Here is a 16,944-nt window from a genome sequence, read left to right as displayed (position 1 = left end):
GGAAGGTGCTCCGTGATGGTCCGTGGTGATCCGTTGGGAGGGGGTCAGACGCGCTCGACGATCGTGGCGACGCCCATGCCGCCGCCCACGCAGAGGGTGGCGAGGCCGTAGCGCTTGTCCTGGCGCTCGAGTTCGTCGACGAGGGTGCCGAGGATCATCGCGCCGGTGGCGCCGAGCGGGTGGCCCATGGCGATGGCGCCGCCGTTGACGTTCACCTTGTCCAGGGAGAGGCCCATGTCCTTCACGAAGCGCAGCACGACCGCCGCGAACGCCTCGTTGATCTCGACGAGGTCGATGTCGTCGATGGTCAGGCCGGCCTTGGCGAGCGCCTTGCGGGTGGCGGGGGCGGGCCCGGTGAGCATGATGGTGGGCTCGGAGCCGGAGACGGCGGCGGAGACGATGCGGGCGCGCGGCGTGAGACCGTAGCGCTCGCCGACCTCCTTGGAGCCGATGGCGGTGAGGGAGGCGCCGTCCACGATGCCGGAGGAGTTTCCGGCGTGGTGGACGTGGTCGATCTTCTCGACCCAGTGGTACTTCTGCAGGGCGACGGCGTCGAAGCCGCCCAGGTCGCCGATGTCCGCGAAGGACGGCTTCAGCTTGGCGAGGGAGTCGGCGGTGGTGCCGGGGCGCAGGTGCTCGTCGTGGTCGAGGACGACCAGGCCGTTGCGGTCCCGGACGGGGACGACGGAGCGGTCGAAGCGGCCCTCCTTCCAGGCGGTGGCCGCGCGCTCCTGGGACAGGGCGGCGTACTCGTCGACGTCGCGCCGGGTGAAGCCCTCGATGGTGGCGATCAGGTCGGCGCCGATGCCCTGGGGCACGAAGTTCACGGCGAGGTTGGTCATCGGGTCGTTGAACCAGGCGCCGCCGTCGGAGGCCATCGGCACCCGGGACATCGATTCGACGCCGCCGGCCAGGATCAGGTCCTCCCAGCCGGAACGCACCTTGGCGGCGGCCAGGTTGACGGCCTCCAGGCCCGAGGCGCAGAAGCGGTTCTCCTGCACTCCGGCCACGGTGTCGGGCAGTCCGGCGGCGACGGCGGCGATGCGCGCGATGTCGGAGCCCTGGTCGCCCACGGGACCGACGACGCCGAGCACGATGTCGTCGACGGCGGCCGGGTCCAGGCCGGGGAAGCGGTCGCGGATCTCGTGGATGAGGCCGACGACCAGGTCGATGGGCTTCGTGCCGTGCAGGGCGCCGCCTGCCTTGCCGCGCCCGCGCGGGGTGCGGATCGCGTCGTACACGTACGCTTCGGTGGTCACGGGAAAGCCTTTCAGCGAGGGTTCTCGGTGCGGTGAGGTCGGGGGGCGAGCGTCGGCAGGTCCCAGTCGCGGGCCACGTCCGCCGTGTCGGCGCCCGGCCGGGCGGGGCCGGTGCGGACGGCGGTGGGGGTGGCGGAGAAGCGGGGAGCGGGGGCCGGCTGGGTGAGGCCGCCGTGGTCGGTGAACGTGGCTCGGGCGGCGAGGTGCGGGTGGCGCGGGGCCTCGCGCAGCGACAGCACGGGGGCCACGCATGCGTCGGAGCCGTCGAAGACAGTGGTCCACTCCTGGCGGGTGCGGGACCTGAAGCGGTCGGCGACCGCCTTGCGCAGTTCGTCCCAGCGGGTGATGTCGGCGTGCGCCCCGGCGAGGTCCGGCAGGTCGAGGCGGCGGAGGAACTCGTCGTAGAAGCGCTGTTCCAGCGCTCCGACGGCCATGAATCCGCCGTCGGAGGTCTCGTACGTGCCGTAGTACGGGCAGCCGCCGTCCAGGAGGTTGGAGCCGCGGCGGTCCTGCCAGCCGCCGGCGGCGAGCATGCCGTGGATCATCGCGGACAGGTGGGCGGCGCCGTCCACGATGGCGGCGTCCACCACCTGGCCGGTGCCGGTCGCGCGGGCGTGGTGCAGGGCGGCGAGGACGCCGACGACGAGGTACAGGGAGCCGCCCGCGTAGTCGCCGAGGAGATTGGCCGGCACGGCGGGGGGCCCGTCCGCCTCGCCGATCATGCCGAGGGTGCCGGTGACGGCGATGTAGGCGATGTCGTGTCCCGCGCGCGGGGCGAGCGGTCCGTCCTGGCCCCAGCCGGTCATCCGGCCGTAGACGAGCCGGGGGTTGCGGGCGTGGCAGTCCTCGGGGCCGACGCCGAGGCGCTCGGCGACGCCGGGGCGGTAGCCCTCGATGAGGACGTCCGCGCGGGCGGCGAGGTCGAGGACGCGGGCGGGACCGTCCGGTGACTTGAGGTCGACGATCACGGAGCGCTTGTTGCGGTTGGTGAGGTCGTGGGCGGGGTCGATGCCGAGTCCGGCGCCGCCGGGGCGGTCCACCCGCACCACGTCGGCTCCCAGGTCGGCCAGGAGCATGGCGGCGAACGGTCCGGGGCCGATGCCGGCCAGCTCGACCACGCGCACGCCGGTGAGCGGCCCGTGCCGACCTGACGCCTGTGCCGTTGTCATCGAGCCCCCTTGCCGCGACCACCGTGACACAACTGATGTCACACCGATGATGCTAAGAACCTGTTCCACCGCGCACAAGCCCTGACCGAGCAAGCGCTTAGCCGAGTCATGGCGAGATGTACCCGATACGGCGGTGGCCGTACCGCTCGGCACCCCTCGCCGTCGGGCGCCGTCGTCCCTCACGCTAGCCTCGGCCACCGGCAGCGGCGCGGGCATGTGGGCTGCGGGAGCGACGGCGAGGGGTGTCATGAGCAGGCTGAAAAGGACGGAGCGTCCGTACGACATCGTGCTCTTCGGAGCCACGGGCTTCGTGGGGACGCTCACCGCGGAGTACCTCGCCGCCCACGCCCCCGCAGGGCTTCGCTGGGCGATCGCCGGCCGCAGCGAGGAAAGGCTCCGGGAACTGCGCGAACGGCTGCCGGGCGGCGCGTCCGTCGGGGTGCTGCGGGCGGACGTGGCCGAACCGGACTCCCTGTGGGAACTGGCCCGGCAGGCGCGCGTGGTGGCCACCACCGTGGGCCCCTACGTGACGTACGGGGAGGAACTGGTCGCCGCCTGCGCGGACAGCGGCACGGACTACCTGGACCTGACCGGGGAGCCCGAGTTCGTCGACCTGGTGTACGTCCGGCACGACACGCGCGCGCGGGAGACCGGATCGCGTCTGGTGCACGCGTGCGGGTTCGACTCGGTGCCGCACGACCTGGGCGTGTACTTCACCGTGCAGCAGCTGCCGGAGGGCGTGCCGCTGACGGTCGACGGCTACGTCCGGGCGGACGCGGCCTTCTCGGGCGGGACGTTCGCCTCGGCGCTCAACCAGTTCGCCCGTCCGCTGCGGATGCGGGCGGCGGCCCGGGACCGCGCACGGCACGAGCCGCGGCTGATGGGGCGGCGGGCGTCCGCGCCGGTGGGCGCGCCACGGTTCGCCGGGGAGATCGGCGCGTGGGCGCTGCCGCTGCCGACCATCGACCCGCAGATCGTGGTGCGCTCCGCGCGGGCGCTGGACCGGTACGGCCCGGACTTCCGCTACCGCCACTACGCGGCCGTACGGCACCTGTCGGCCGCGGCGGGCGGGGTCGCGGCGGTCGGCACGCTCGCGACGGCGGCCCAGCTGCCGCCCGCCCGCCGCTGGCTGTCCGGCCGGCTCAGGCCGGGCGAGGGGCCGAGCCCGCAGAAGCGGGCCCGGAGCTGGTTCTCCGTGCGCTTCGTCGGCGAGGGCGGCGGCAGGCGGGTCTTCACCGAGGTCGCGGGCGGCGACCCCGGCTACGACGAGACGGCGAAGATGTTCGCGGAGTCGGCGCTGTCCCTCGCCTTCGACGACCTGCCGCACACGGCCGGCCAGGTGACGACGGCCGCGGCCATGGGAAACACGCTCATCGACCGGCTGCGTGCGGCAGGCATCACCTTCCGCACGGCGGCGAGCCGTTAGCGCGGCGTGTCCGTGCCCCGGCCCCGGCGCCGTGCCTGGGCCGTGGCCTCCCGCAGGGCCCGGCGGCACAGTGCGTCGGCCCTGCGGGTCGTCTCGGGCAGGCGGTAGGCCGGGGTGAGGGCGAGGGTGTGGGCGCAGGCGTTGTCCAGGGTCACCCGGTGGCCCACGGAGACGAAGACCGGCTTCACACCGTCCCGGGTGCGCAGGGCGCGGCCCACCTCGTCGGAGCCCGCCAGCAGTGGGGAGGCGCTGCCACGCGGGGCGCCGGGGTCGTCGTAGGTGAAGGCGAAGGGGTTCTTGGCGACGCCGATCGTGGGCAGTCCGGTGAGGACGCCCAGGTGGCTGGCGAGGCCGAAGCGACACGGGTGGGCGAGGCCGTAGCCGTCGCAGACGACGAGGCCGGGCGGGCGGTCCAGGGCGTCCAGCGCGGCGAGCACGGTGGGGATCTCGCGGAAGGCGAGCAGCCCCGGCACGTAGGGGAAGGAGATCCGGCCGACGGCGGTGGCCTCGGCGACGACCCGCAGGGTGGCCGCCTCCAGCACGACGGCCGCCGCCGCGACGACGTCCCGTTCGTCGTCGTAGGCCACGTCGACTCCCGTGACGTGCCCCGCGCCGGGCTCCGGCCCCCGCTCGTCCAGCACCACGCGGGCGCGCAACTCGTCCTGCACGGCGCGGGCCTGCTCCTCGGTCCCGGGCCAGCCGGCCGGAATGCCTACGGTCGTCGTCATGGTGCTGACGAGGGTACGGCGCACCGCGTCCGCCAGGGACGCCGGGGCGGGAGGCGGGCCCGCCCCGGGCGCGGGTCAGCTCTTGCCGAGGGCCTGCCGCAACTGCTGCTTGTTCATGTCCGAGCGGCCGTGGATGTTGCGCCGCTTGGCCTCCTCGTAGAGCTGGTCGTAGGTGGGCCCTTCGGAGCCCCGGCCGGACCGCTGTGCGGACCGGCTCGCGGTCCTGGACTCGCCCGAGCGGGCGCGCTCCTTGTTCACCGTGCGCGCGGCGATCTCCTGGGCGCGGTCTGCGCTCTCCCCCCGGTCCTGGGCGCTCTCCTTGATGTGCTCGTACTGGCGCTCCCGTTTCGAACTGGAACCGCGTGGCATGCCGTTCACTTCCTCTCTGTCAAGGAACGGATACCCGCATCCTGAAACAGTTCGTCATATCAGGCGATATCCACTCCGCCAGTCGAGCGACCCGTCCCGTGCCGCCGGGCCCCGGCGGCACGGGCCCCGGGCAGCCGTGGGCGCCGTACGCGCCGCGCCCGCCGCCCGGCCGCAGGGCCGCGAGCCACGTCCTCAACTGCCGGGCCGCACGCGGCCGGAGAGCCGCCGTGGCCCACCGGACGGACACCACCCGTAACTTCTGTGCATGAACGCGGTGACAGAGGTCACTCGCACTTCGTGTGCACGGATCGGCCGGTTCCGACGTCTCTTCCAGTGCCCGGCCTCGTCCGTGCGGACGTCCGTCCAGCCGTCCCACGTGATCGTCCCGCCTGATCGTGATCGTCATATGCCGCAAGGGAGCAAGGCGTTGTCCACCGTCATCGAGCAGACCGTCGAGGCGCGTCTGGTCGCCGCCGCGCCGCGGATGCCCAGCATTCCCGCCACCCTCCACTACGACCGGCGCGACCCGTTCGCCGTCCGCATGACCTTCCCGGCCCCGGCCACCCTCGAGGGCGTGGAGGTCTGCTGGACGTTCGCGCGCGACCTGCTCGCGGCCGGCCTGCACGAGACCGAGGGCCACGGCGACGTACGCGTGCGGCCCTACGGCTACGACCGGACCGTCCTGGAGTTCCACGCCCCGGAGGGCACCGCCGTGGTGCATGTGCGCAGCGAGCAGATACGGCGCTTTCTGCGCGCCACGAGCGAACTGGTGCCGGCCGGCCTGGAGCACCTCCAGCTCGACTTGGACCACGACCTCGCGGAGCTGATGCGCGACGCCTGCTGACGCCCCCGGCCCCGGGACGCATTCCACGCACCCGGCACGCGTTCCCCGGCCCTGGACGGGCTCCCCGTGCGGGACGGCTCCCCGGACGTCGGACGTCCGCGTCGGCGGGTGCCCGGCGCGGCCCGATATCCGTTGACAGCCGTCCCGCGCTCTCGTACGGTGTACAGTGGTCCTGTTGCCGTCGATTGGAGAAGGACGTTGCTCGTCTGAGGTCCTGAGACACCGCGTCACACCGAACAGGTGTGTGCGTCGCGTGCGACCTCGGCGTCCGAGCCGTCCTTCGGGTAGTCCGGCCAGGGCTTTTCTCATGCCCCGCGGGCCCTTCCCCTACGGTGATCCTCGCCTTGCGGTGTCTCGACACGCGATTGCCCCCCAACCGCACCCAGCAACCGCGAGGCGCCCATGTCCGCATCCATCACCTGTACCTCCCTGTCCTTCGCCTGGCCGGACGGCACCACCGTCTTCAGCGGTCTCGACATCGCCTTCGGCCCCGGCCGGACCGGGCTCGTCGGCGTCAACGGCTCGGGGAAGTCCACCCTGCTCAAGCTGATCGCCGGCGAGCTCACCCCGTCCGACGGCACCGTGCGGATCACCGGCGAGATCGGCTGCCTGCCACAGAACGTCTCGCTCGACACCGCGCTCCGCGTCGACGAGGCGCTCGGCATCGCCGCACAGCGGGCCGCACTGCACGCCATCGAGGCCGGCGACGCGGCCGAGGAGCACTTCGAGACCGTCGGTGACGACTGGGACGTGGAAGAGCGCGCCCTGGCCACGCTCGGCGAGCTCGGCCTCGGCCACATCGACCTGGACCGCACCATCGGCGAGGTGTCGGGTGGCGAGTCGGTACTGCTGCGCCTGGCCGCGCTGCTGCTGCGCCGCCCCGACGTCCTGCTGCTGGACGAGCCGACCAACAACCTCGACCTCTACGCGCACCGACGGCTGTACGCGGCCGTCGCCGCCTGGCCCGGGGTGATGGTCGTGGTCAGTCACGACCGCGAACTGCTGGAGCTGGTCGACCAGATCGCCGATCTGCGCGCCGGTGAGGTCACCTGGTACGGCGGCAACTTCTCGGCGTACGAGGAGGTCCTCGCCGTCGAGCAGGAGGCCGCCGAGCGGATGCTGCGGGTCGCCGAGGCCGATCTGCGCAAGCAGAAGCGGGAGCTGGCCGACGCCCAGGTCAAACTGGCCCGCCGTAAGCGGTACGGCCAGAAGATGTGGGACAGCAAACGCGAACCGAAGATCGTCATGGGGGCCCGCAAACGCGCGGCCCAGGAGTCCGCGGGCAAGCACCGCATCCTGCACGAGGAGCGGCTCGCCGAGGCCCGGGAGCGCCTCGACGAGGCGGTGGAGGCAGTACGGGACGACGACGAGATCCGCGTCGACCTGCCCTACACGGCCGTGCCGCCGGGCCGCACCGTCCTCACTCTTCAGGACCTCCGGCCGGCGTACGGCGCGCGCGTGGACGGCGGTCTCGACCTGCGTGGTCCCGAGCGCGTCGCGCTGATCGGGCGCAACGGCGCGGGCAAGACGACGCTGCTGCGCACGATCGCCGGGGAACTGGTGCCGATGTCGGGCACCGTGACCGCCCACGTCCCGACGCGGTTCCTGCCGCAGCGCCTGGACTTTCTCGACGGCGAGTTGAGCGTCGCGGAGAACGTGGCCCGGTTCGCGCCCGACGCCACCAACAACCGGATCCGGGCCCGCCTCGCCCGCTTCCTGTTCCGCGGCGCCCGGGCCGACCAGAAGGCGGCGACGCTGTCCGGCGGCGAACGCTTCCGGGCCGCGCTGGCCGCGCTGCTGCTGGCCGAGCCCGCACCGCAGCTGCTGATGCTCGACGAGCCGACGAACAACCTCGACATGGCGAGCGTGCGCCAGCTGACGAGCGCCCTGGAGTCCTACGAGGGCGCGCTGATCGTGGCCAGTCACGACCTGCCGTTCCTGGAGTCGATCGGCATCACGCGCTGGCTGCTGGTGGAGGAGGGAGAGCTGAGGGAGACCGACCGGGACGCCGTCGGGGACCCCGTGTAGCAGGTGTCCCGTGTCGGCCCGGACCGGGCAGCGGTGGCCGGCGGCGAGGCGCCGTGCCGGTCACCGCGGGCCCGTCCTTCGGGCGGACGACGCGACTTTCGGAACACCTCCTGGAGCGGCGGGCCCGGGAGGGCGCACCTCAGGAGCGCATTTCAGGAGGGCTACAGCCCGGCAACGGGGGGTTCAGTCCGCATGCTCCGGTGACGCATGATGGCCAATCGGTGCCCTGCCGTGCGACGCGTCCGCGGGGCACCGGCACCGCACACCAGTACCGCCCCGCTCGATACGGAGACTTTCGTGCCCAGCCAGAAGGCCCTCGTCCGCCGCCCCGGCCCGCGCCTCGCCGAAGGGCTGGTGACCCACATCGAGCGGGAGGCGGTCGATGTGGAGCTGGCGACGCGGCAGTGGGAGGCGTACGTCGAGGCGCTGACGGCCAACGGCTGGGAGACGATCGAGGTCGAGCCGGCCGACGACTGTCCCGACGCGGTGTTCGTCGAGGACACCGTCGTGCTGTACAAGAACGTCGCTCTGATCACCCGGCCCGGCGCCGAGTCGCGGCGCCCGGAGACCGCCGGGGTCGAGGAGGCGGTGGCGCGGCTGGGCTGCTCCGTCAACTGGGTCTGGGAGCCGGGGACCCTGGACGGCGGTGACGTGCTGAAGGTGGGCGACACGATCTATGTCGGCCGCGGCGGACGCACCAACGCGGCCGGGGTGCAGCAGTTGCGGGCCGTGTTCGAGCCGCTGGGCGCGCGTGTGGTGGCCGTCCCCGTCAGCAGGGTGCTGCACCTGAAGTCGGCGGTGACGGCGCTCCCGAACGGCACGGTCATCGGCCACATCCCGAAGGTGGACACGCCGTCGCTGTACCCGCGTTTCCTGCCGGTGCCCGAGGAGTCCGGCGGTCATGTGGTGCTGCTCGGCGGCGGCAGGCTGCTGATGGCGGCGAGCGCGCCGAAGACGGCCGAACTGCTGGTCGACCTGGGCTTCGAACCGGTCGTGGTGGACATCGGCGAGTTCGAGAAGCTGGAGGGGTGTGTGACGTGCCTCTCGGTGCGGCTGCGGGAGTTGTACGCCTGACCGGGTGAGCCGATCACTCGCCCAGCCCCAGGACCTGCGGGTCGCGGAGCTGCTCCGACCGCACGCGCGGCACGGCCGGCTCCCCCGCTCGGCCGCCTGATCAGCGATCTTTACGCCGTACTTAACCTACGGCTTCGTAACCTACGGCCACGTAGCCTACGATCCCGTAGGTTCCGGCACCGCTCGCCGGTATGTCCCCGCTTCCTTGCCGCGTCCCCCTGGAGTTCCCGTGACGATCACTTCCCCGCACCTCGGCAGCCCCTCCGCCTGGACCGACTCCCGGCTGCTGTACGCACTGGAGGAAGTGGTCGAGAACGAGCTGAACCGGCATCTGAAGGTCGCCAAGGACTGGATGCCGCACGAGTACGTGCCGTGGAGCGACGGCCGCAACTTTCCCGGGCAGTTCGCGGACGGCGAGGCCTGGGACAAGGGACAGTCCGAGGTCACCGAGATCGGCCGGATCGCCCTCGTCGTCAACCTCCTGACCGAGGACAACCTGCCCAGCTACCACCACGAGATCGCCACCCTGTTCGGGCGCGACGGCGCCTGGGGCACCTGGGTGCACCGCTGGACGGCCGAGGAGGGCCGGCACGGCATCGTGATGCGCGACTACCTGCTCACCTCGCGGGCGGTCGACCCGGACCAGCTCGAACGGTTCCGCATGTCGCACATGTGCGAGGGCTTCGAGTCCGACAACCGGCACTCGATGCTGCACTCGGTCGCCTACGTCGCCTTCCAGGAGCTCGCCACCCGCATCTCGCACCGCAACACCGGCCACCAGTCCGGCGATCCGGTCTGCGACCGCATGCTGGCGCGGATCGCGACCGACGAGAACCTGCACATGGTCTTCTACCGCAACCTGCTCAAGGCGGCCTTCGAGATCGCCCCCGACCCGACCATGCAGGCGGTGCGGGACGTGGTCGTCGACTTCCGCATGCCGGGCCACGGCATTCCCGGGTTCGAACGGGCGGCGGCCCAGATGGCCATCGGCGAGGTCTACAACCTGCGTATCCACCACGACGACGTGCTCCAGCCGGTGCTGCGCTTCCTGAAGGTCATGGAGATCGACGGCCTCGGCCCCGAGGGGCGGAAGGCGCAGGAGGAACTCGGCCTGTTTCTGGGCGGCCTGGACGCGGAGGCCACCAGGTTCGACGAGAAGCTGGCGGCCCGCAAGGCGCGCATGGCGGCCCGCGCCGGCGCCTGAACCGGCCGGCCGCCACCGAACGACAGGGCCTACCGCGTCGCCCTCCGCAGGTTCTGCCGTTCCTTTTCGGACAGTCCGCCCCAGACGCCGAAGCGTTCGTCGTGCGTGAGCGCGTACTCCAGGCAGGCCGAGCGCATCTCGCACATGCCGCAGATGCGCTTGGCCTCGCGCACGGAGCTGCCCGGCTCGGGGAAGAAGAAGTCGGCCCCGGTCTGCGCGCACAGCGCCTGGGCCTGCCAGGCGCGGTCGGCCGGGGTGAGGGTCTCGATGTGCATGAGCGAGATCGTGCCGGACGGCGAGAAACGTTCGATCAACGCCGGATCAACGGCGGGTGCGCAGGCCGCCCGCGGTCTTGATGATGGCGCCGCGACCGGGGCCGGCGCACGGCGGCGCGCCCGGGGACGGCGGCGACACGCGATTGTCGGTGGGCGGTGCGAGACTCGGCAGAGCAGGCAACGGGTCTCTCCCCGAGGAGGGCAGCGATGCTCACCACCCGTTTCGTGGACGGCGCTCCGAACTGGATCGACGTCGGCACCCCCGACATCGACGGCGCCCGCTCCTTCTACGCCGCGCTGTTCGGCTGGCAGTTCCGTTCCGCGGGGCCCGAGGCCGGTGGCTACGGCTTCTTCCAGCTGGACGGCCGGACCGTGGCCGGCGGCATGCAGATGACTGCCGAGCAGGGTCCGCCGGCCTGGACCGTGTACTTCCACAGTTCCGACGTGGAGGCGACCGCGAAGGCGGTCGAACAGGCGCACGGCAGGGTGCTGATGCGGCCCATGGACGTGATGGGCGAGGGCCGCATGGCGATCTGCGCCGACCAGGCGGGGGTGCCGTTCGGTCTCTGGCAGCCTGGGCGGACCAGGGGCGTGGACCTGGCCGGCGACCCGGGGTCGCTGTGCTGGGTCGAGCTGTACACGCCGGACATCGCGGCGGCCGCCGCGTTCTACCACCGGGTGCTGGGTCTGGAGACCTCGGCGGCCCCCTTCCCCGGCGGCACATACACGTGTGTCAACCCCACCGAGGGCGGCGAGGACGCCATGTTCGGCGGCGTCGTCCCGCTCGCCGACGACCCGTCCGAGGCGGAGGCCGGCCCCCACTGGCTCCCGTACTTCGAGGTCGAGGACCCGGACGCCACGGCCACCCAGGCCCTGGAGCGAGGCGGTGGGATCCACCGGGCCGCCGCCGACGTCCCGGGCGTCGGCCGCATCGCGCGCCTCGCCGACCCCTACGGCGCCCGGTTCGCGGTCATCAAGAGCGCCCCGCGGCAGGCCGCCTGAGGCCGCCCGGCGGCACTACGCGGAGGCGCGCCGTACCAGGGTGGTAGGGAGGACGACACCGTGCGGCGCGGCCTCCGCCCGGGCGTCGGCGCCCGGGCGGTCGAGGCCGCGCAGCAGCAGACGGGCCATCAGCCGGCCCATCTCCTCGATGTCCTGACGGACGGTCGTCAGCGGTGGGTCGGTCTGCTCGGCGAAGGGCAGCATGTCGTCGAAACCGACCACCGCGACGTCCTGCGGGACCCGCAGCCCGCGCTCGCGGAGCACGCGCAGGGCACCGGCCGCGGTCAGGTCGTTGGCGGCGAACACCGCGTCGAGATGTGGGCAGCGGTCCAGAAGTTCCCGCATGCCGCGCTCGCCACCGGCGGGCGTGAAGTCGCTCTCCACGATCAGCCGGGGGTCGGCGCCGGCCATGACGTCCCGGTAGCCCTCCAGCCGGTCCACCGCGGAGGTCTGGTCCAGGGCACCGGAGATGTGCCCGATCCGGGTCCGGCCGAGCTCGACGAGGTACCGTACCGCCTGCCGCGCGCCGCCCCGGTTGTCGCTGTCGACGTACACCACGTCCCGGGTGGCCTCGCTCCAGCCGGGCCGCCCGCCGAACACGGTCGGCACCCCGGCGCGCTGGATCAGCCCGGGCAACGGGTCGTCGAGGTGGAGGGAGAAGACGAGCGCGCCGTCGACGTGGCCGCCCGCGAGGTAGCGGCCGACCCGGGCGTGGTCGTCGCGGCCCTCGGTCAGCAGCAGGACCAGCTGGGAGTCGTGCGCCGTCAGTTCCTTGCTGATCCCGCGCATCTGGAGCGCGAAGAACGGGTCGGCGAAGACGCGGGTCTCCGGTTCGGCGATGACGACGGCGACCGCGTCGCGCCGCTTGGTCACCAGGCTGCGGGCCGCCTGGTTGGGCACGTATCCCAGTTCGTCCACGGCCCGCCGGACCCGCTCGGCCAGGGGCTCCCTGACTCCGTCCGACCCGTTCACCACCCGGGACACGGTGGCCCGGGACACCCCGGCCCGCGCGGCCACGGCCTCCAGCGTGGGACGCGGCGCTGTCTCGGTCACGTCGTAACTCCTCACGGGGCGGGTGCGGGTCAGGATAACCGGCACCCTCCTGAACGTGACGGGGCGGACGGCCTGGGCGTGCCCGTACACCGACTTCCCGCTTCTCGAGGTCCGGGCCGGTGACGAGGTGCGGGTACGGAAGAACCCCGTGCACGGCGCTTCAGGGCTGGCCGTGGGCGGCGACCGCGTGGCGTTCCTCGGCGGGTACCGCGAGCGGCGTGAGCTGGTCACCGAGTGCCGCCTCACCGAGACGACCGTCGAGGTCATGGCGGAGCGGCTGCTCGTGCGCCCCGACGGCGGGGCGCTCGCCCGACGGTACTCCGTCGTCTCCCGCGGCCCCCGCCTGTACGTCCGGGAGCGGGCGGCCACGGAGTGGTGCGTGTTCGAGCTGGGGTGACACCCCGGCGGCCGGTCAGGAGGCGGCGGCCGGTCCTTCCTTGGGTGCTCTGGCCCGGCTCGGCTGCACCCGCTTGGGCTCGCCGGGCATCTTCGGGTATTCCGGCGGGTAGGGCAGGTCGCCGAGGTCGTGGTCGCGCTCGTCCCGCGCGGCCAGCTCCAGGAGCGCCTCCAGGGAGAAGGCGTGGTCGTCCATGTCGGCGTGCACGTCGCCGAGGCCGGCGTACCGGGCGGGCATGGTCACGATGTCGAAGTCCTGGGGGCGGGCGACGCCCACCTCGTCCCAGCGCAGGGGGGCCGAGACGGGGGCGTGCGGGCGGGGGCGCACGGAGTAGGCGGAGGCGATGGTGCGGTCGCGGGCGGTCTGGTTGTAGTCGAGGAAGATGCGGGCCCCGCGTTCCTCCTTCCACCACTTGATCGTCACCTGCTCCGGCATGCGGCGTTCCATCTCCCGGCCGAGGGCGATGGCGGCGCGCCGCACCTGGGTGAAGGTCCAGCGGGGTTCGATGGGCACGAACACGTGCAGGCCGCGCCCGCCGGAGGTCTTGGGCCAGCCCCGCAGCCCGCCGAACTCCTCCAGCACCGCGCGCAGTTCGTGGGCGGCGCGGACGGCGTCGTCGTAGTCGGTTCCGGGCTGCGGGTCGAGGTCGATGCGCAGTTCGTCCGGGTGGTCGACGTCGTGACGCCGTACCGGCCAGGGGTGGAAGGTGAGCGTTCCGTACTGGGCGGCCCACACCACGGCGGCCTCCTCGGTGGGGCACATCTCGTCGGCGCTGCGACCGCTGGGGAAGGTGATGTGGGCGGTCGGGATCCAGTCGGGCATGCCTTTGGGCGCCCGCTTCTGGAAGAACCACTCACCGGCGATGCCGTCGGGGTAGCGCTCCAGGGTGGTGGGGCGGTCGCGCAGGGCGCGCAGGATGCCGGGGGCGACCGCCTGGTAGTAGCGGGCGACATCCAGCTTGGTGTAGCCGCGCTCCGGGAAGAAGACCTTGTCCGGACTCGACAGCCGAACCGTCCGGCCGGCCACCTCCAGTTCCACCGCATCGCCCATGCGAGCCACGGTAGGCGTACGCCGCACACCTCGCACACCGGGCGAACGGCGTCGCATGCGCGCACAATCTCAGCATGGATCTGCCCGTGATGCCCCCCGTGAAGCCGATGCTCGCCAAGTCGGTGGCGAAGATCCCCGAGGGCATGCAGTACGAGGCGAAGTGGGACGGGTTCCGGGCGATCGTGTTCCGTGACGGCGACGAGGTCGAGCTGGGCAGCCGTACCGGCAAGCCGCTGACCAGGTACTTCCCGGAGCTGGTGGAGGCGCTGAAGGAGCGTGTGCCGCAGCGCTGCGTGCTCGACGGGGAGATCGTGATCGCCCGGGAGGGTCATCTGGACTTCGACGCGCTGACCGAGCGGATCCACCCGGCCGACTCCCGGGTGCGCACCCTGGCCGAGCGGACGCCCGCCTCCTTCGTGGCGTTCGACCTGCTCGCGCTGGACGACGAGTCGCTGCTCGACGTGCCGCTCTCGGACCGGCGGGTACTGCTGGTCAGGGCGCTGGCGGAAGCAACCGCCCCGGTGCACGTGGCACCGGCGACGACCGACGTCGAGGTGGCCCGGCAGTGGTTCGAGCAGTACGAGGGCGCTGGTCTGGACGGGGTGATCGCCAAGCCGCCCGGGGTGCGCTACCTCCAGGACGAGCGGGCCATGTTCAAGGTCAAGCACGAGCGCACGGCGGACGTGGTGGTGGCCGGCTACCGGCTCCACAAGAGCGGTCCCGTCGTCGGATCGCTGCTCCTCGGTCTGTACGACGACCAGGGCAGACTCCAGCATGTGGGGGTGTCGGCCGCGTTCCCGATGAAGCGCCGCGCCGAGCTGATCGAGGAGCTGGCGCCGCTGCGGATGGACGATGTGGCCGGGCACCCGTGGGCGGCCTGGTCCGACGAGGCGGCGCACGCGTCGGCCCGGCTGCCGGGCGCGCCGAGCCGCTGGTCGGGCAGGAAGGACCTGTCCTGGGTGCCGCTCAGGCCGGAGCGGGTGGCGGAGGTGGCGTACGACCACATGGAGAACGGGGCGCGGTTCCGGCACACGGCGCGGTTCCGCCGCTGGCGCCCGGACCGCACCCCGGACAGCTGCACCTACGCCCAGCTGGAGGAGCCGGTCCGCTACGACCTCTCGGAGATCCTCGGCTCCCGGCCCCGCTGAGCCGGGGCGTCGTCGTCAGGGTGTCATCAGCACCTTGATCGCGCCGTCCTGCTTGCGCTGGAACATCTCGTACGCGTGCGGCGCGTCCGCGAGCGGCACCCGGTGCGTGGCGAAGTCGTCGACGCCGAGCGGGTCCTCGTCCGTGAGGTAGGGCAGGATCTCGTCGGTCCAGTGGCGGACGTTGGCCTGGCCCATCCTGATCTGGAGCTGCTTGTCGAAGAGGGTGAGCATCGGCATCGGGTCGGCCGAGCCGCCGTAGACCCCGGTCAGCGAGAGGGTCCCGCCCCGGCGCACCAGGTCGATGGCCATGTGGAGGGCGGAGAGCCGGTCCACGCTGAAGCGTTCGGACAGCGGGCCGCTCAGGGCGCGCGGCATGGCGGCGGCCGTCTGCTGGACGAGCCGGGCGACATGGCTGCCGTGCGCCTCGGTGCCGACCGCGTCGATCACCGCGTCGGGGCCGCGCCCGCCGGTCTCGTCGTGGATGGCGGCGACGAGTTCCTTCTCGTGGTCGAAGTCGCGCAGGTCGTACGTCTCCACCCCGCGCCGGCGCGCCCGTGCCAGCCGCTCCGTGACCAGGTCCACGCCGAACACGCGCTCGGCGCCGCGCGCCTTGGCGATCCGGCAGGCCATGTCGCCGATCGGGCCGAGGCCGAGCACGGCGACGGTGCCGCCCTGGGGGACGTCGGCGTAGGCGACGGCCTGCCAGGCGGTGGGCAGCACGTCGGAGAGGTAGACGAAGCGGTCGTCGGCCGGCCCCTGGGGAACCTCGATGGGGCCGTAGTGCGCCTGCGGGACGCGCAGGTACTCGGCCTGGGCGCCCGGTACGGCGCCGTACAGACGGGTGTAGCCGAACAGCGCGGCGCCCATGCCCTCGCTGGTGACCTGGGTGGTCTCGCACTGGGTCTGCAGGCCGGCGGAGCACATGAAGCAGTGGCCGCAGGAGATCTGGAACGGCACGACCACCCGGTCGCCGGGCTTGAGGTTCGGGACCTCGGACCCCACCTCCTCGACGATGCCCATCGGCTCGTGGCCGAGGATGTCGCCGGGTGTCATGAACGGGGTGAGCACCTCGTACAGGTGCAGATCCGAGCCGCACAGGCCGGTCGAGGTGATCCGGATGACGGCGTCGGTCGGCTCCTGGAGCTTCGGATCGGGGACGTCTTCCACCCGGACGTCGCGCTTGCCCTGCCAGGTCACTGCCTTCATGATGTGGCGCCCCTTCCCGTCATGGTCCGTCGCCTTCGCGGACGCCGGGTACCCGGGCAGACGAGGGCGAACCGGAACAACCGGCGGGACGGGCGGCGAGCGCGGACCGGGCGGCGACGACGTCAGGACGGCGCGGCCGCGCGTTCCCCCGGATTGCGCAGTTCCTCGGCGGCGTCCGCGACCCTGCGGATGAGGTCGAAGAAGCGGGTCTGCTCCTCGTCGCTGAGCGGGGCCAGGAAGACCTGGTTCATCCGGGCCGTACGCACGGTGAGCTTGCGGTGGACCCGCTCGCCCTCCTCGGTCAGCCGCAGCAGGAAGCGGCGGCCGTCCTGCGGGTCGCGGACCTTGTCGAGCAGTCCCCTGCGGCCGAGCCTGCTGACGACCTCGGCGATGGTGGACCGGTCGAGGCCCACCCGCTCCCCCACCGTGCGCTGGTCGAGCCCGGGCTCGGCGACGAGCGCGTTCAGGACCGCGAACTGCGGCGAGGTGATCTCCTCGGAGACCATCGTGTTCCACAGCAGGTAGTGGGCCTGCTGGAGCCGCCGGGCCAGGTGCCCGGGGTGGGTGGTCAGGTCCACCGCGGCCATGCGCGCCCCCTGATTGATTCGTCGGTGCACTGAACGATACAAGGCGATCGCCTGGCCTGTCGCTCTTCTGGTTCCAGGAGACGTCGAGGTCTTGACGGTTTCGACCTCCGGTGGCAGCGTGAGGG

General features: G+C 72.5%; 17 protein-coding genes. 8 read left to right on the top strand and 9 right to left on the bottom strand.

Features of this window, described 5'->3' with window-relative positions:
- Positions 1 to 44 precede the first annotated feature (44 nt).
- Positions 45 to 1,259, bottom strand: coding sequence for an acetyl-CoA C-acetyltransferase (locus ACWDUZ_RS29910; RefSeq protein ID WP_451634920.1), 1,215 nt, complete (start codon positions 1,257 to 1,259; stop codon positions 45 to 47).
- A gap of 11 nt (positions 1,260 to 1,270) precedes the next feature.
- Positions 1,271 to 2,428, bottom strand: a complete 1,158-nt coding sequence (locus ACWDUZ_RS29905; RefSeq protein ID WP_451634919.1) for a CaiB/BaiF CoA transferase family protein — start codon at positions 2,426 to 2,428, stop codon at positions 1,271 to 1,273.
- A gap of 247 nt (positions 2,429 to 2,675) precedes the next feature.
- Here ACWDUZ_RS29905 and ACWDUZ_RS29900 point away from each other — a divergent pair, with 247 nt between their 5' ends.
- Entirely contained in the window at positions 2,676 to 3,854 is a 1,179-nt protein-coding gene (locus ACWDUZ_RS29900) for a saccharopine dehydrogenase family protein (RefSeq protein ID WP_451634918.1), read from the top strand.
- Here ACWDUZ_RS29900 and ACWDUZ_RS29895 read toward each other — a convergent pair.
- Positions 3,851 to 4,582, bottom strand: coding sequence for an endonuclease V (locus tag ACWDUZ_RS29895; RefSeq protein ID WP_451634917.1), 732 nt, complete (start codon positions 4,580 to 4,582; stop codon positions 3,851 to 3,853). The genes ACWDUZ_RS29900 and ACWDUZ_RS29895 overlap by 4 nt on opposite strands.
- 75 nt (positions 4,583 to 4,657) lie before the next feature.
- Positions 4,658 to 4,951: a plasmid stabilization protein gene (locus tag ACWDUZ_RS29890; RefSeq protein ID WP_451634916.1), complete on the bottom strand. Its 294-nt coding sequence runs from the start codon at positions 4,949 to 4,951 to the stop codon at positions 4,658 to 4,660.
- A gap of 427 nt (positions 4,952 to 5,378) precedes the next feature.
- On the opposite strand from ACWDUZ_RS29890, the gene ACWDUZ_RS29885 reads away from it, so the two are divergent.
- The 4 genes from ACWDUZ_RS29885 to ACWDUZ_RS29870 all read left to right on the top strand — a co-directional run bounded on the left by ACWDUZ_RS29885 (position 5,379) and on the right by ACWDUZ_RS29870 (position 10,101).
- On the top strand, positions 5,379 to 5,795 hold the full coding sequence (locus ACWDUZ_RS29885; protein WP_451634915.1) for an SsgA family sporulation/cell division regulator: 417 nt from the start codon (positions 5,379 to 5,381) through the stop codon (positions 5,793 to 5,795).
- A gap of 402 nt (positions 5,796 to 6,197) precedes the next feature.
- Complete coding sequence (locus ACWDUZ_RS29880; protein WP_451634914.1) at positions 6,198 to 7,823, top strand: ABC-F family ATP-binding cassette domain-containing protein; 1,626 nt, start codon at positions 6,198 to 6,200, stop codon at positions 7,821 to 7,823.
- 297 nt (positions 7,824 to 8,120) lie between these two features.
- Positions 8,121 to 8,897, top strand: a complete 777-nt coding sequence (gene ddaH, locus ACWDUZ_RS29875; protein WP_451634913.1) for a dimethylargininase — start codon at positions 8,121 to 8,123, stop codon at positions 8,895 to 8,897.
- Positions 8,898 to 9,126: 229 nt separating this feature from the next.
- Positions 9,127 to 10,101 (top strand): acyl-ACP desaturase, encoded by a 975-nt coding sequence (locus ACWDUZ_RS29870; protein ID WP_451634912.1) that lies wholly within the window; start codon positions 9,127 to 9,129, stop codon positions 10,099 to 10,101.
- Between the two features lie 29 nt (positions 10,102 to 10,130).
- Here the strand turns inward: ACWDUZ_RS29870 and ACWDUZ_RS29865 are convergent, their stop codons facing one another.
- Complete coding sequence (locus ACWDUZ_RS29865; protein WP_451634911.1) at positions 10,131 to 10,376, bottom strand: WhiB family transcriptional regulator; 246 nt, start codon at positions 10,374 to 10,376, stop codon at positions 10,131 to 10,133.
- A 207-nt stretch (positions 10,377 to 10,583) separates the two neighbouring features.
- Here ACWDUZ_RS29865 and ACWDUZ_RS29860 point away from each other — a divergent pair, with 207 nt between their 5' ends.
- Positions 10,584 to 11,378, top strand: a complete 795-nt coding sequence (locus tag ACWDUZ_RS29860) for a VOC family protein (RefSeq protein WP_451634910.1) — start codon at positions 10,584 to 10,586, stop codon at positions 11,376 to 11,378.
- Between the two features lie 15 nt (positions 11,379 to 11,393).
- On the opposite strand, the gene ACWDUZ_RS29855 is transcribed toward ACWDUZ_RS29860, so the two are convergent.
- Positions 11,394 to 12,431, bottom strand: coding sequence for a LacI family DNA-binding transcriptional regulator (locus ACWDUZ_RS29855; RefSeq protein WP_451634909.1), 1,038 nt, complete (start codon positions 12,429 to 12,431; stop codon positions 11,394 to 11,396).
- 55 nt (positions 12,432 to 12,486) lie between these two features.
- On the opposite strand from ACWDUZ_RS29855, the gene ACWDUZ_RS29850 reads away from it, so the two are divergent.
- On the top strand, positions 12,487 to 12,828 hold the full coding sequence (locus tag ACWDUZ_RS29850; RefSeq protein WP_451634908.1) for a hypothetical protein: 342 nt from the start codon (positions 12,487 to 12,489) through the stop codon (positions 12,826 to 12,828).
- 15 nt (positions 12,829 to 12,843) lie between these two features.
- Here the strand turns inward: ACWDUZ_RS29850 and ligD are convergent, their stop codons facing one another.
- Complete coding sequence (gene ligD / locus ACWDUZ_RS29845) at positions 12,844 to 13,878, bottom strand: non-homologous end-joining DNA ligase (protein ID WP_451634907.1); 1,035 nt, start codon at positions 13,876 to 13,878, stop codon at positions 12,844 to 12,846.
- Between the two features lie 74 nt (positions 13,879 to 13,952).
- Between ligD and ACWDUZ_RS29840 the strand changes: the two genes are divergently transcribed.
- Complete coding sequence (locus ACWDUZ_RS29840) at positions 13,953 to 15,026, top strand: ATP-dependent DNA ligase (RefSeq protein ID WP_451634906.1); 1,074 nt, start codon at positions 13,953 to 13,955, stop codon at positions 15,024 to 15,026.
- Positions 15,027 to 15,041: 15 nt separating this feature from the next.
- Here ACWDUZ_RS29840 and ACWDUZ_RS29835 read toward each other — a convergent pair whose 3' ends face one another.
- Both ACWDUZ_RS29835 and ACWDUZ_RS29830 read right to left on the bottom strand, forming a co-directional pair.
- Positions 15,042 to 16,232 (bottom strand): zinc-dependent alcohol dehydrogenase, encoded by a 1,191-nt coding sequence (locus ACWDUZ_RS29835; RefSeq protein WP_451634905.1) that lies wholly within the window; start codon positions 16,230 to 16,232, stop codon positions 15,042 to 15,044.
- Between the two features lie 122 nt (positions 16,233 to 16,354).
- Positions 16,355 to 16,819, bottom strand: coding sequence for a MarR family winged helix-turn-helix transcriptional regulator (locus ACWDUZ_RS29830; protein WP_451634904.1), 465 nt, complete (start codon positions 16,817 to 16,819; stop codon positions 16,355 to 16,357).
- Between the last annotated feature and the right edge of the window lie 125 nt (positions 16,820 to 16,944).

The organism is Streptomyces sp. NPDC003393, from assembly GCF_053589015.1.
This window is presented reverse-complemented; position numbering and strand designations above follow the sequence as displayed.

Coding starts and splice junctions, on each gene's coding strand:
- ACWDUZ_RS29890 (WP_451634916.1), bottom strand. CDS start 4,951: ATGCCACGCGGTTCCAGTTCGAAACGGGAGCGCCAGTACGAGCACATC.
- ACWDUZ_RS29880 (WP_451634914.1), top strand. CDS start 6,198: ATGTCCGCATCCATCACCTGTACCTCCCTGTCCTTCGCCTGGCCGGAC.
- ACWDUZ_RS29905 (WP_451634919.1), bottom strand. CDS start 2,428: ATGACAACGGCACAGGCGTCAGGTCGGCACGGGCCGCTCACCGGCGTG.
- ACWDUZ_RS29865 (WP_451634911.1), bottom strand. CDS start 10,376: ATGCACATCGAGACCCTCACCCCGGCCGACCGCGCCTGGCAGGCCCAG.
- ACWDUZ_RS29840 (WP_451634906.1), top strand. CDS start 13,953: ATGGATCTGCCCGTGATGCCCCCCGTGAAGCCGATGCTCGCCAAGTCG.
- ACWDUZ_RS29900 (WP_451634918.1), top strand. CDS start 2,676: ATGAGCAGGCTGAAAAGGACGGAGCGTCCGTACGACATCGTGCTCTTC.
- ACWDUZ_RS29895 (WP_451634917.1), bottom strand. CDS start 4,582: ATGACGACGACCGTAGGCATTCCGGCCGGCTGGCCCGGGACCGAGGAG.
- ACWDUZ_RS29860 (WP_451634910.1), top strand. CDS start 10,584: ATGCTCACCACCCGTTTCGTGGACGGCGCTCCGAACTGGATCGACGTC.
- ACWDUZ_RS29830 (WP_451634904.1), bottom strand. CDS start 16,819: ATGGCCGCGGTGGACCTGACCACCCACCCCGGGCACCTGGCCCGGCGG.
- ACWDUZ_RS29835 (WP_451634905.1), bottom strand. CDS start 16,232: ATGAAGGCAGTGACCTGGCAGGGCAAGCGCGACGTCCGGGTGGAAGAC.
- ligD (WP_451634907.1), bottom strand. CDS start 13,878: ATGGGCGATGCGGTGGAACTGGAGGTGGCCGGCCGGACGGTTCGGCTG.